Source organism: Pseudomonas sp. FW305-28 (genome assembly GCF_017351395.1).
GTDB lineage: Bacteria > Pseudomonadota > Gammaproteobacteria > Pseudomonadales > Pseudomonadaceae > Aquipseudomonas > Aquipseudomonas fluorescens_AA.
In genome coordinates this window covers 1-13,119 of the sequence record NZ_JACNDD010000175.1, presented here as the reverse complement: position 1 = coordinate 13,119, position 13,119 = coordinate 1, and the positions used below count along the sequence as shown (strand labels likewise).

The window sequence follows — 13,119 nt, the reverse complement described above, 5'->3', positions numbered from 1 at the left end:
CCTGGATAATCACCCCGAATACATAAAAAACGGTGGGAGCGAGCTTGCTCGCGATGACGGTGTATCAGCCAACATTTCTGTCACTGACCTACCGCTATCGCGAGCAAGCTCGCTCCCACAGGGTTTCCATGAGGCAGGCGCCTCAGGCGATATCCCGCAACTCCCGCCGCAGGATCTTGCCCACTGGGGTCATCGGCAATGAATCCCGCAACACGATGTGCTTGGGAATCTTGTAGCCGGTGAAGTTTTCCTTGCAGTAGGCCTTGAGTTCTTCGAGGCTGACCCCGGCCTCACGCGCCACCACGAACAGCTTCACCGCCTCCCCCGAACGCTCGTCCGGCACGCCGATCACCGCGCAGTTGGCCACCTTGGGATGGGCCATCACCACGTCTTCGATCTCGTTGGGGTACACATTGAAACCCGAGACGATGATCATGTCCTTCTTGCGGTCGACGATGCGCACGAACCCGTCCGGGTCGATCACCGCGATATCGCCAGACTTGAACCAGCCCTCGCTGTCCAGCACTTCGGCCGTGGCCTCGGGCTTGTTCCAATAGCCTTTCATGATCTGCGGCCCCTTGATGCACAGCTCGCCGCGCTCGCCCAGGGGCTGCTCGAGGCCATCGTCGTTGATCACTTTCATCAGCGTACCTGGCACCGGCATCCCCACCGTGCCCAGCCGAGACTTGCCACCGTAAGGATTGGCACTTGCCACCGGTGAGGTTTCGGTCAGGCCATAGCCCTCGGTAATGCCGCAACCGGTGAGCTGCTGCCAGCGCTCGGCGGTGGCCTTGATCAACGCGGTGCCGCCGGAGTTGGTGACCTTGAGGTGGGAAAAATCCAGGGTCTTGAAATCCGGATGGTCCATCAACGCCACGAACAGCGTGTTGAGCCCCAGCAACAACGAGAAACGCCAGTTCTTCAGTTCCTTGATGAAGCCGCCGATGTCCCGTGGATTGGTGATCAGCACGTTGTGGTTGCCGGTCACCATCATGCACATGCAGTTCGCCGTGAACGCATAGATATGGTACAGCGGCAGAGGCGCGATCATGACCTCCTGGCCTTCGCGCAGCAGCGGCTGGCCGTCCTCGCCGAGCTGCCCCAGGCAGGCCCGGGCCTGTTGCATGTTGGCCACCAGGTTGCCGTGGGTCAGCATCGCGCCCTTCGCCAACCCGGTGGTGCCACCGGTGTATTGCAATACCGCAATATCGTCGAGGCTGACGTTCAGCGGCTTGATGCCCTGGCCGCGTCCGAGGCGCAAGGCGCTCTTGAAGGAAATGGCCTGGGGCAGCGAATAGGCCGGGACCATTTTCTTGACCTTGCTCACCATCGTGTTGACCAGCCAGCCCTTGGCGGTGGGCATCAGGTCGCCCATCTTCGCTTCGATCAGGTACTGCAGGTCTGTATCGGGCAACACCTCCTGGACTTTCTGCCCGAACATGTTCAGGTACACCAGCGCCCGGGCACCGGAGTCCTTGAACTGATGACGCATTTCCCGCGCGGTATACAGCGGGTTGGTGTTGACCACGATCAGCCCGGCGCGCAAGGCACCGAACACGGCGATCGGGTACTGCAGGATGTTAGGCATCTGCACCGCGATACGATCGCCAGGCGCCAGGTCGGTATGGGTTTGCAGGTAGCCGGCGAAGGCCGCGCTGTAGCGCTCGAGCTCGGCATAGGTGAGGGTCACCCCCATGTTGCTGAACGCCGGACGGTCGGCAAATTTCTTGCAGGAACGCTCGAACACCTCGATCACCGACTTGTAGGTCCCCAGGTCGACATCCAGGGGCACGCCGGCCGGGCGTTTGTCATTCCAGAAATCAGGCTGCATTGTTTTTGTCCTCTTTACCTGAGCATGTCCGGGCCGCGTCTGTATCGCTTGCAGAGGCGGAGCTCTTGGGACACTAGCAGCTATGGCCAATCAGGCAAATATGGCAACCTGCGTCATAGATTGTGTGAATCTTCTTGCCATGGTGTGGCCTGATCAGGCGAGACGCAACGGATGCGCTATACAATGCAGCGACGCTGCGTCTGACTTTGTGCAAAGGAATCGCCATGATCCACCAAACGTTCTGGCTGACCGCGACCGACCATAGCCGCCTGTTCGTCAACCAGTGGCTGCCCGAAACCGCCCCGTTGGCGGTGATCATGCTGGCCCATGGCATGGCCGAACACAGCGGCCGCTACGCCCGCCTGGCCCAGGCGCTGTGCGACGAAGGCTATGGTGTCTATGGGATGGACCTGCGCGGCCATGGCAAGACCGGCGAGGGAGCGACTCTCGGCCACTTTGCCGACGAGGATGGCTGGGCCAAGGTCGTGGGTGATTTGGCCAGCCTCAACCATCACATCGGCCAGCAGCACCCGGATACGCCCATCCTGCTGCTGGGCCACAGCATGGGCAGCTACATCGCCCAGGGTTACCTGCTGCATCACAGCGCCAGCCTGCACGGGGCGATTCTCAGCGGTTCGAACTTCCAGCCGGTGGTGCTCTATCGCAGCGCTCGCCTGATCGCCCGCTTCGAACGCCGGCGCCAGGGTGCGACGGGGCGCAGTGCCTTGATCGAGTGGTTGTCGTTCGGCAGTTTCAACAAGAAATTCAAACCGACCCGTACCCCCTTCGACTGGCTCAGTCGCGATCCGGCCGAAGTCGACAAATACGTCCACGACCCGCTGTGCGGCTTTCGCTGCACCAATCAACTGTGGGTCGACCTGCTCGGCGGCTTGCAGCAAATCAGCAAAGCGTCCAATCTCGCCCAGATCGATCCGGGCCTGCCCTTGCTGGTGATCGGTGGCGAATGTGATCCGGTGAGCGAAGGCAAGCGTCTGAAGGATCTGGCCGACGCCCTGCGCGACGCCGGCAGCCAGCACCTGCAATTGACGATTTACCCGCAGGCCCGGCACGAATTGTTCAATGAAACCAACCGCGATGAAGTGACCGCCGACGTGCTGGCCTGGATTGCCCAGGCCCTGGACCACAAGCGGCCGCCACGCAGCGAGTAGGCTTGCAGCGTTTTCCTTTATTCCACAGGATCTGAAACAGATGACCCAGGTTACCAACACCCCTTACGAAGCCCTCGAAATCGGCCAGACCGCCAGCTACAGCAAGACCGTCGAGGAACGCGACATCCAGCTGTTCGCAGCGATGTCGGGCGATCACAACCCGGTGCACCTGGACGCCGAATTCGCCGCGGCGAGCATGTTCAAGGAGCGCATCGCCCACGGCATGTTCAGCGGTGCGCTGATCAGCGCAGCGGTGGCGTGCGAGCTGCCTGGGCCGGGCACGATCTATATCGGCCAGCAGATGAGCTTCCAGAAACCGGTGAAAATCGGCGACACCCTGACCGTGCGCCTGGAGATCCTGGAAAAGATGCCGAAGTTTCGCGTACGCATCGCCACCCGCGTGTTCAACCAACGCGACGAGCTGGTGGTGGACGGCGAAGCCGAAATCCTCGCCCCACGCAAGCAGCAGACCGTGACCTTGCCGACGTTGCCGGCGATCAGCATTGGCTAACAGCTTCTGCGTGACCTTGTGGGAGCGAGCTCGCTCGCGATGAGGTCGGACAGTCGACCTCGATGGAGAATGTCCGGCCGCCATCGCGAGCAAGCTCGCTCCCACAAGTTATTGCTGGCCCTCCTGCACCTGCACGCTCGCCGTCATCCCGGCGCTCAGGTTCACGCCCTCCGGCACCTTGTCCAACTTGATCCGCACCGGGATCCGCTGGGCCAGGCGCACCCAGTTGAAGGTCGGCTCCACCTCCGCCAGCAACTGCGCATCGGGGTTGGTGTTGCGGTCGGTAATGCCGCGGCTGATGCTTTCGACGTGACCCTCCAGCGCATGGCCGGCACTCATCAGCCAGATCTTGACCGGATCGCCCACACGAATCCTGGGCAATTTGGTTTCTTCGAAATAGGCCTGCACATAGAACGTCGAGTCGTCGATCAGCGCCATGACCGGCTGCCCGGCATTCACGTAGTTGCCTTCGGCCAGGCGCAGGTTGGTGATGTGGCCGCTGCGGGGGGCCAGGACCTGGCTGCGGGCCAGGTTGAGCTCGGCGACCTTGGCCTCGGCCTGGGCTTCGCGCAGTTCGCCGCGGGCGATGCCGGCGTTGATCTGGGCGTTTTCCCGCAGTTCGGCACTGATGGCCTGGGGCCCCAGGGCGGCGCGGCGACTGGCTTCGTGTTCGCGCAGGCTCAGTTGCTGCTGGCGTGTCTGGACCACGGCCCGGGCCTTCTCCACCGCCGCCTCGAAACGCTCGCGGTCGATGCTCAACAATAGATCACCAGCCTTGACCTGCTGGTTATCCACAGCCTTGAGCTCGCGCACCCAGCCCGACACGTCGGGTGCGATCACCACCACGTCGGCGCGGATCCGCGCATCGCGAGTCCAGGGCGTGAGCATGTAGTACTGCCACAGGTGAAAGCCGGCGAAGATCGCCACGGCCACCATGCACAGCGTGACGGCGACACGTACGGAAGTACGCATGTTCAACTCCTATAGCGGCCCGAGGACCACGGTAATGACAGTCAGGACACAGACATACAGGGCGCAGTCGAACAAGGCTTCATGCCAGATCCAGCGCCCGGCCGGCACCAGGCTGAGCAACAGGCGCAGTGCGCCGGTCACCAGCAACGCCAGCACCACATAAATCAGGAACGGGCTGAGCAACACCCCGCCAATCGACCACTCACGCAAGCCCATGGCTGTGCTCCCGTCGTTCAGGTTCGTGCTGGCTGCACCAGGCGCGCCAGCTGTTTTGCAATTGCACCACCGCACCCTGGGCCAGCTTCAGTGCATCGCTGGGCGGCTGGGTCGACAACACGTTCAGGAACTCGGCGCTCGCCGGGGCCAGCGCATCGGCCTGGTCACCGGCCGGACCACGCTCGAGCACCTGCTCCAGCGCTTCGAAATAATGGCGCTGCGCCCGGGTATCGGGCACTTGGGCGACGGCCAGGCTCAGGCGCAAATGCAACAGCTCATCGCCGATGTCCAGGCCAAGCAAACCATCATCCCAACGGCTGCGCGACTGCACCGGCAGTTCAGGGTAATGCCTGGCGAGCTGCAACAGCCGGTCGGCCATGCGCCCGCCGAACCAACTCTCGGCCCCCGGCAGGCGGCGATGGGTCAGGCGCACCAGATCGTGAAGGGTCGCGGCCAGCAGACGGCGGCTGTGCCAGGCCGGGTTGCGCAAAATCAGCAGATTGAAGGCCAGCACCGCAGCACCCACACCGATCATCATGGCCTGGGCGTTGTTGAAGAACGCCGCGACGTCGTATTTCATGGCATTGAGCGGTGAAATCAACACCACGAAATGCAGGCAGAACGACGTCGCCGTGGCGAAGATCTGCGGCTTGGCCATGCCCAATGCCCCGAAAAACAACGGCACGCCCATGGCCAGGCACAGCATCGCGAAACTGCTCCATTGCGGTAGCACGAGTTCGCCGATCACGAACGCCGTCGGCACGGCCAAAAAGATGCCCCGCAGAAAACTCATGCCGATCTGCGCGCCGTTTTCGCGACTGGCGAACAGGCTGCACACCACACATGTCAGTACCAGCGCACCCGATGCGGCGGGCCAGGCGGTCGCCAGCCAGAAACAGGCCACCGCCAGGAATGCCAGGGCGCTACGCGCACCGAAGACCATGGCCAGGGACAAGTCGCGATGGGGCGTCAAGGTGCGGGGTGGATCCGCCGCCTCCCTGCCCTCCTGCACCGCCGTCAAGGCGGCGCAGGCGGCCAGGGCGGTATCGAGCAACAAGGCGAACCGCGCCAGGCAGTAACTCTGCGCCGCGCTGATCTGCGGGTCGTGGGACGCATCCCATACCCGAGGGCGCAAGGCTTGCAGGGTCGCACTGTCGGCATCGAGGGCTTGCTGCACCTCGTTCATCCACGGCTGGAGCGCCACAGCTTCCTCAGGGTCAAGCTGCTTCCACTGCCGGCGCACCGAGCGCGAGATGCGCAGCAGCATCAGCAGTTTCTGGCTCAAGCCGCTGATGGCCCGGGCTCGCTGCCGACCACGGCTGCCTTCGAACCAGGCATGTTCGCGCTGGGCATCCACCGCGACGATCCTGCCCAGAATTTCCAGCAACCCTTTACGGGCCTGGGCATCGCCCGCCAGGGTCGCACGGGCTGCCTGCATGCCACTCTGCCAGGCAGCCAGGGCCTGACCGGCCAGTTGCCGCTCGACCCGCAACGGCCAGAGCAAGGCACTGGCCGCCGTGGCACAGACGATGCCCAGGCTGATCTCGGTGCAGCGCGCCACCGCTTGGTCGAACACCCCCAGCGGATGGGAAATGGCCGGCAAGGCAATGATCGCCACCGTGTAGCCGGCCAACACGAATGAATACGACCAGGCACTGCGCAGCAGCGTCGAACAGGCCGTGCACAGGCCCAGCCAGAGCGCCAAGGCCAGCAGAAACAACCAGGGTGCCTGGGCAAACAGCCCCATGAACACCACCGACATGACGGTGCCCACCAACGTGCCGACCAATCGCGCCAACCCTTTCTGCACCACCATCCCGGACAGTGGCTGGGCGACGATGATCGCCGTCATCAGCGCCCACGACGGCTGCTCCAATCCCCAGCGCAACGCCAGCCATAACGCCAGCCCGGCGCCCAGCACGGTCTTGATGGCGAACTGCACAGCGAGGCGGTCGGGGGCGAATAAGGCCTGGAAGGTAATGGGCACGCGAAAAACTCTTTGGGGGACGCAATAACGATAGATGCAATAAAGGGTGATGGGCGGCGCAATTATTAGCTAGCTAACTATTCGAGTCCAGAGCTGTTTGGCAGGAAATAAAACAAAAACGCCTTGTGGTGAGGGAGCTTGCTCCCGCTGGGTTGCGCAGCGACCCGCGTTTTGGGGCTGCTGCGCAGCCCAGCGGGAGCAAGCTCCCTCGCCACGGGTAAATCTTCGCCAAAAAAAACGCCAGGCAGGCTGGCGTTTTTTTGTGTTGGCTGCGTGTTTAACTCTGGGCACGCGCCTGGTTACGCAGAGCCTTGACCTGGTCATGGTTGCGTTGCACGCCATGGTACTGACGCTCAACCAGGTCACGAATGCCCACCAGGTTGTGCTTGTTGATCTTCTCGATGGCCTCTTTGTAGGCCTTGAGGGCGTGATCTTCACCCCGCTCGGCTTCGTTGAGCACCGCTTCTTCGTCCTTGCCGGTGAACATGGATTTCACGTCTACCCAACGACGGTGCAGGTCACCGGCGACGCTGGTGGACGTTTCCGGATCACCGCCCAACGAACGAACGGCGGCTTGCAACTCGGCTGCCGCGGTGGCGCAATCGGCGGAGCGCTGGACGAACAGCGTCTTGAGTTCTGGATGCTTGATGTCTTCAGCGCAGGTCTTGAACCCTTCCTGGCCATCCTTGCTGGTCTCGATCAGGTCGTTCAAGACGGAGATGGATTCTTTGTTGATGTCAGTCATTTTTCAGTTCCTTTGCTGGTGAATAAAAAACCTGCAAGGGATATTGCATCAGCCATGCCAGCCATCAATCCCAATAAAATAACTTAAAAATCAACTAGTTAATAAACAACCTGAAATCTGTATCCGCGCTATTTGCATGATCTGTCATTTGGCCTGCATGCAGAATGCCTGTATTTTCAAGGCAGGTTTGAATCAAGACGAATGCCATGAATCCGGAAAAGCTCGAGTTGCTCGTCACGCGTCAAATGCCCTTTGGTAAGTACAAGGGCCGAATCCTTGCCGACCTGCCGGGTCAATACCTGAACTGGTTCGCGCGCGAGGGTTTCCCCCACGGTGAACTCGGCGGTTTGCTGGCATTGATGCAGGAAATCGATCATAACGGTTTGTCCGACCTGCTGGACCCGCTGCGCGCCAAACATGGCCTGCCCAAACCTCGCCATTGACTGACTGAGACCCGCCATGCCCGAGAACACGCTGCGCGCCCACGATGAAGCCTTCTGGCGAACCTTTGTCGACCGCTACGACATCGATCCCAACGGGCCACTCAACCTGGAAAACGGCTACTTCGGACGCATGTCCCGCACCGTGGTGGAGGAATACCAGCGCAACATCGAGTTCATCAACCGCGGCAACTCGGTGTATGTGCGCCAGCAGTTCGACCAGGAACACGGCGAAGCCATTCGGCGACAGGTGGCCCGGCTGATCCACACCTCCCCCCAGAGCGTGGCGTTGGCCAACAGCGCGGTGGATGCCCTGCAAACCTTGATTCGCAACTACAACGGCCTCAAGCCAGGCGATCAAGTGCTGATCTGTGACGTGGAATATGCCTCGGTCAAAAGCGCCATGCGCTGGCTGGCCCGCCAACGTGGCGTGGAGGTGATCGAAATCGTCCACCAGCACCCCGCCAGTTTCGACAGCCTGGTGAGCACTTACCGCGAAGCGTTCATTCGCTACCCTCGCCTCAAGCTGATGACGCTGACCTACGTCAACCACCTGACCGGGCTGGTGATGCCGGTCCAGGCCATTGCCGAGAACGCTCGGGAGTTTGCCGTCGATATCATCCTCGACGGTGCCCACGCCCTGGGCCAGATCGATTTCGACCTGAAGAAGCTCGGGATCGAATTTGCCGGGTTCAACCTGCAGAAGTGGATCGGCGGCCCGCTCTCCCAGGGTTTCCTGTACATCGCCCCGCAGCGGTTGGCCGACATCGACCCGGACATGGACGAAGACAACTACCCCGCCACCGACATCCGCTCGCGCACCCCCCACAGCACGCCCAATATCCCGGCCTTGCTCACCCTGCCCCTGGTCTTCGAAGAACACCGCAGCCTGGGCGGCGCCTTGGCCAAAGGCCCGCGCCTCTGCTACCTGCGCGACCTGTGGGTGAATGCCGTGCGCGATGTACCGGGCATCGAGGTGATGACCCCGGATGACCGACGGCTCTATTGCGGTATCACGGCGATGCGCTTCACCAACCAGGCCGATCAACAGGCGATGGCCGCTCGATTGCTCGATGAGCATGGGATTTTCACCGTGGTGCGCCCTACCAGTGTCGGGCCATGCATCCGCATTACCCCAGGGTTGATTACCTTGGCGAGTGATATCGAGCGGTTGGCCGAGGCGCTGATCCATCTGAGCCGTACCTAGATCCCTGGCCACAGGAAATCTGTGCCAGCATAAAAACCCAGGCAAAAAAAACGGCGCGCCGACCAAGCGCACCGTAAAACCGTAGAACACCCAACGAGGTTCGGTAAAACAATCAGTCCAGCAGCGCCAAGGCCTCGGCGGTGCATTCCTGAATGCGGGCCCAGTCGCCGTTCTTGATCCACTCCGGATCAAGCATCCAGCTTCCGCCCACGCACATCACGTTTTTCAACGCCATGTAGCTCTTGATGTTGGCAGGGCTCACGCCGCCGGTCGGGCAGAACTTCACTTCGCCGAACGGGCCGCCCAAGGCCTTGATGGCCGCGACGCCACCGCTGACTTCGGCCGGGAACAGTTTGAAGCGGCGATAGCCCAGGCTGTAGCCTTCCATGATGCCCGAGGCATTGCTGATGCCCGGCAACAAGGGAATGGAGCTGTAGACGCTGGCTTCGAGCAGGTCACGGGTGATGCCCGGGGTGACGATGAACTGCGAACCGGCCGCCTCGGCGGCGTCCAGCATGTGGCGGTCGAGCACCGTGCCGGCGCCGGTCACCAGTTCCGGACGCTGCTCGCGCAGCACCTGGATGGCCTTGAGACCGTGTTGGGAACGCAACGTCACTTCCAGCGCCGTCAGGCCACCGGCGGCCAGGGCATCGGCCAGCGGCAGGATGTCCTGTTCACGGGCGATGGTGATCACCGGCAGGATCCGCGCCTTGGCGCAGAGGCTGTCGATCAGGGCAACTTTGTCCGCCATGGAAACGGTCGGGGATGGGTTTGTCATAGCGGCTGATCCTTGGTTCATGGGCACCAGTAAATCTCTAACGTAGGTTGCAAAAACGCACGGATCGGCATTTCGGCGACATCGTCACCTGCCACCGCAGCGTTCAGGGTGGTCAATTTCGACTGACCGGAAATCGACAACACTTTGTGTTGCGCCGAAGCCAGCAAGGCGCGGCTCATGGTCAAGCGCTGGTGCGGCACGGTCGGTGCCAGCATCGGCCAGCAGCGGCGTGCGCCATTGGCGTCCAGGGCTTGGGCCAGGTTCGGGCTGCCGGGGAACAGCGAAGCGGTATGCCCGTCATCGCCCATGCCCAATACCAGCACGTCGATGGGCGGCAGCTCGGCCAGCAAACGATCGGCCTGCTCGGCCGCCGCTTCCAGGTGAGCGCTGGCGCTGTAGAGGCTCAAGAACTGGGCCTTGGCCGCCGCACCTTGCAACAGGTAACGCTTGAGCAAGCCAGCGTTGCTGTCGGCGTGTTCAACCGGCACCCAGCGCTCATCGGCCAGGCTGACCACCACCTTGGACCAGTCCAGCGCCTGCTTGGCCAAGTGCTGGAAAAACGCCACCGGGCTGCGGCCACCGGACACCACCAGGGTCGCCGTGCCGCGGGCATCGATCGCATTGCGCAACTGCTCGGCCACGTTCAGCGCCAGGCCTTCGGCCAGCAGCACCGGGTTCTTGAATTCATGGGCGCTGACGCCCTGGGGCAGTTTCACTTCAGATATCGCCATACCATGACCTCCCATCCCGCGTGATCAGTGCAATGGAGCTCATCGGCCCCCAGGACCCCGCCGCATACGGCTTGGGCGCATCGCCGGATTTTTTCCACCCGGCAATCAACTGGTCACACCACGTCCACGCGGCTTCGATTTCATCTTTACGGACAAACAGGTTCTGATTGCCGTTCATGACTTCCAGCAACAACCGCTCGTAGGCATCGGGAATCCGTGCGCTGCGATAAGTGTCGGAGAAGTTGAGTTGCAGCGGACCGCTGCGCAATTGCATGCCCTTGTCCAGGCCCTGCTCCTTGGTCATCACCCGCAAGGAAATCCCTTCGTCCGGTTGCAGGCGGATGATCAGCTTGTTGCTGATCTGCAAACGCTGCTCGGGCGCGAAGATGTAGTGGGACGGTTCCTTGAAGTGGATGACGATCTGCGACAGCTTCTGCGGCATGCGCTTGCCGGTACGCAGGTAAAACGGCACCCCGGCCCAACGCCAGTTGCGGATGTCGGCGCGCAGGGCGACGAACGTCTCGGTGTCGCTCTGGGTGTTGGAATTGGGTTCTTCGAGGTAGCCAGGCACCGACTTGCCCTCGCTGTGGCCGGCGATGTACTGGCCGCGCACCACCTGGGTGGTCAAGCCTTCCGGGCTGATCGGCGCGAGGGCCTTGAGCACCTTGACCTTCTCGTCACGGATGCTGTCGGCGGACAAGTCGGCCGGTGGGTCCATGGCAATCAGGCACAGCAGCTGCAGCAGGTGGTTCTGGATCATGTCCCGCAGTTGGCCGGCCTTGTCGAAATAGCCCCAGCGGCCTTCGATACCGACCTTCTCGGCCACGGTGATTTCCACGTGGGAAATGTAGTTCTGATTCCACTGGGTTTCGAACAGGCTGTTGGCGAACCGCAGGGCGATCAGGTTCTGCACCGTCTCTTTGCCCAGGTAATGGTCGATGCGATAGGTACGGTTCTCCGGGAAGAACTGCGCCACGGCGTCGTTGACCTTGCGCGACGACTCCAGGTCCGAGCCAATGGGTTTCTCCAGCACCACCCGGGTGTTTTCGCTCAAGCCGACCTTCGCCAGGTTCTCGCAGATCGCCCCATACACCGCCGCCGGGGTGGCGAAATAGGCAATGACCTGCTGGGTCGAACCGGCCGCTTCGGCCAGGGCGACATAATCGTCGGCCTTGAGGAAATCCACGTGCAGGTAGGTCAAACGTGCCAGGAAGCGCTCGAGTACGGCTTCGTCCAGGTCTTTTTCGCCAACATAACGGCGCAGCTCGGCGGCGATGAATGCCAGGTGCTGCTGCTCACCGCCGGGCTCACGGGCCAGCGCGATGATCCGCGTGTCCTCGTGCAACAATTGGGCGCCATCGAGCTGGTACAGGGCAGGAAAGAGCTTGCGCAAGGCCAGATCGCCCAACGCGCCGAACAAGGCAAAGGTGCACGGTTCAACCGTAATCGAAGGCATGATGTTTGTTCTTTTATCAAGTTAAACTACAAATACCTTTTTTCAAGGTATCACTCAAGGAAAAATGTAGTAATAACCACAACATTTTTCGAAAATACCGATTCCGAGTGGTGGTCCGTCGGAGCCATCAGTAGGATAGGCCACCGCAAAGGGTCGTATCAAAGACCCGTCTTCCTAGGAATCTTGTATGGACCGCGTGCGAAACTTACTGGAACAGATCCAGAGTCGCCTTGAAGACCTGAACAAGGCCGAACGCAAGGTGGCCGAGATCATCCTGCTCAACCCGCAGCAGGCGACCCGCTTCAGCATCGCCGCCCTCGCCCAGGCGGCTTCGGTCAGCGAACCGACCGTCAACCGTTTCTGCCGCTCGTTCGGCGTCAGCGGTTATCCGGAACTCAAATTGCAATTGGCCCAGAGCCTGGCCAGCGGCGCCGCTTATGTCAGCCGCGCGGTAGAAGCCGATGACAACCCGGAAGCCTATACCCGCAAGATCTTTGGCAGTGCCATTGCCTCATTGGACAGCGCCTGCCAGGCCCTTGATCCCAATTTGATCAGTCGCGCCGTGGACCTGCTGATCCAGGCCCGGCAGATCCACTTCTTCGGCCTCGGCGCCTCCGCCCCGGTGGCCCTGGATGCCCAACACAAGTTTTTCCGCTTCAACCTGGCAGTGACCGCTCACGCCGACGTCCTGATGCAGCGCATGATTGCGTCGGTGGCCCATACCGGCGAGCTGTTCGTGATCATTTCCTACACCGGTCGCACCCGCGAGCTGGTGGAAGTGGCGCGCATCGCCCGGGAAAACGGCGCGTCGGTGCTGGGCCTGACTGCCGAAGGCTCGCCGCTGGCCAAGGCCAGCACCCTGAGCCTGAACATCCCCCTGCCCGAAGACACTGACATCTACATGCCGATGACCTCGCGGATCATCCAACTCACCGTACTGGACGTGCTCGCCACCGGCATGACCCTGCGTCGGGGCGTGGACTTCCAGCCGCATCTGCGCAAGATCAAGGAAAGCCTGAATGCCAGCCGGTATCCGGTGGGGGATGAGTTCAACTGATTCGATCCAGAATCCTCGC

General features: G+C 61.7%; 13 protein-coding genes. 5 read left to right on the top strand and 8 right to left on the bottom strand.

Features of this window, described 5'->3' with window-relative positions:
* Positions 1-142 precede the first annotated feature (142 nt).
* Positions 143-1,831: a long-chain-fatty-acid--CoA ligase FadD2 gene (fadD2, locus tag J4E53_RS26970; protein ID WP_060738855.1), complete on the bottom strand. Its 1,689-nt coding sequence runs from the start codon at positions 1,829-1,831 to the stop codon at positions 143-145.
* A gap of 224 nt (positions 1,832-2,055) precedes the next feature.
* Between fadD2 and J4E53_RS26965 the strand changes: the two genes are divergently transcribed.
* Together J4E53_RS26965 and J4E53_RS26960 are read left to right on the top strand one after the other, a co-directional pair.
* Positions 2,056-3,000, top strand: coding sequence for an alpha/beta hydrolase (locus J4E53_RS26965; RefSeq protein WP_103310905.1), 945 nt, complete (start codon positions 2,056-2,058; stop codon positions 2,998-3,000).
* A 40-nt stretch (positions 3,001-3,040) separates the two neighbouring features.
* A complete protein-coding gene (locus tag J4E53_RS26960) occupies positions 3,041-3,511 on the top strand; it encodes a MaoC family dehydratase (protein WP_060738857.1) in 471 nt (156 codons plus the stop codon).
* A gap of 108 nt (positions 3,512-3,619) precedes the next feature.
* Here J4E53_RS26960 and J4E53_RS26955 read toward each other — a convergent pair whose 3' ends face one another.
* From J4E53_RS26955 to J4E53_RS26940, 4 genes are all read right to left on the bottom strand, one after another.
* Entirely contained in the window at positions 3,620-4,483 is an 864-nt protein-coding gene (locus J4E53_RS26955) for an HlyD family secretion protein (RefSeq protein ID WP_060738858.1), read from the bottom strand.
* A 9-nt stretch (positions 4,484-4,492) separates the two neighbouring features.
* Positions 4,493-4,699, bottom strand: a complete 207-nt coding sequence (locus J4E53_RS26950; protein WP_003198565.1) for a DUF1656 domain-containing protein — start codon at positions 4,697-4,699, stop codon at positions 4,493-4,495.
* Positions 4,686-6,686 carry an FUSC family protein gene (locus J4E53_RS26945; protein WP_103310903.1) on the bottom strand — a complete coding sequence of 667 codons (2,001 nt, stop codon included), beginning with the start codon at positions 6,684-6,686 and terminating at the stop codon, positions 4,686-4,688. Before J4E53_RS26945 ends, J4E53_RS26950 begins: the two co-directional genes overlap by 14 nt.
* Before the next feature lie 277 nt (positions 6,687-6,963).
* Complete coding sequence (locus tag J4E53_RS26940; RefSeq protein WP_060738860.1) at positions 6,964-7,431, bottom strand: PA2169 family four-helix-bundle protein; 468 nt, start codon at positions 7,429-7,431, stop codon at positions 6,964-6,966.
* Positions 7,432-7,637: 206 nt separating this feature from the next.
* Here J4E53_RS26940 and J4E53_RS26935 point away from each other — a divergent pair, with 206 nt between their 5' ends.
* Together J4E53_RS26935 and J4E53_RS26930 are read left to right on the top strand one after the other, a co-directional pair.
* The gene (locus J4E53_RS26935; RefSeq protein WP_060738861.1) at positions 7,638-7,874 is read left to right on the top strand and encodes a DUF3820 family protein; all 237 of its coding nucleotides are present in this window, start codon (positions 7,638-7,640) and stop codon (positions 7,872-7,874) included.
* A 16-nt stretch (positions 7,875-7,890) separates the two neighbouring features.
* Positions 7,891-9,078 carry an aminotransferase class V-fold PLP-dependent enzyme gene (locus J4E53_RS26930; RefSeq protein WP_103310902.1) on the top strand — a complete coding sequence of 396 codons (1,188 nt, stop codon included), beginning with the start codon at positions 7,891-7,893 and terminating at the stop codon, positions 9,076-9,078.
* 112 nt (positions 9,079-9,190) lie between these two features.
* Here the strand turns inward: J4E53_RS26930 and J4E53_RS26925 are convergent, their stop codons facing one another.
* The 3 genes from J4E53_RS26925 to zwf are packed head-to-tail and all read right to left on the bottom strand — an operon-like array spanning position 9,191 to position 12,043.
* Complete coding sequence (locus J4E53_RS26925) at positions 9,191-9,856, bottom strand: bifunctional 4-hydroxy-2-oxoglutarate aldolase/2-dehydro-3-deoxy-phosphogluconate aldolase (protein WP_060738863.1); 666 nt, start codon at positions 9,854-9,856, stop codon at positions 9,191-9,193.
* Between the two features lie 17 nt (positions 9,857-9,873).
* Positions 9,874-10,587: a 6-phosphogluconolactonase gene (gene pgl, locus J4E53_RS26920; RefSeq protein ID WP_103310900.1), complete on the bottom strand. Its 714-nt coding sequence runs from the start codon at positions 10,585-10,587 to the stop codon at positions 9,874-9,876.
* The gene (gene zwf / locus J4E53_RS26915) at positions 10,574-12,043 is read right to left on the bottom strand and encodes a glucose-6-phosphate dehydrogenase (protein WP_060738865.1); all 1,470 of its coding nucleotides are present in this window, start codon (positions 12,041-12,043) and stop codon (positions 10,574-10,576) included. Before zwf ends, pgl begins: the two co-directional genes overlap by 14 nt.
* Before the next feature lie 196 nt (positions 12,044-12,239).
* Here zwf and J4E53_RS26910 point away from each other — a divergent pair, with 196 nt between their 5' ends.
* A complete protein-coding gene (locus J4E53_RS26910; protein ID WP_170842276.1) occupies positions 12,240-13,100 on the top strand; it encodes a MurR/RpiR family transcriptional regulator in 861 nt (286 codons plus the stop codon).
* The last annotated feature ends 19 nt before the right edge of the window (positions 13,101-13,119 follow it).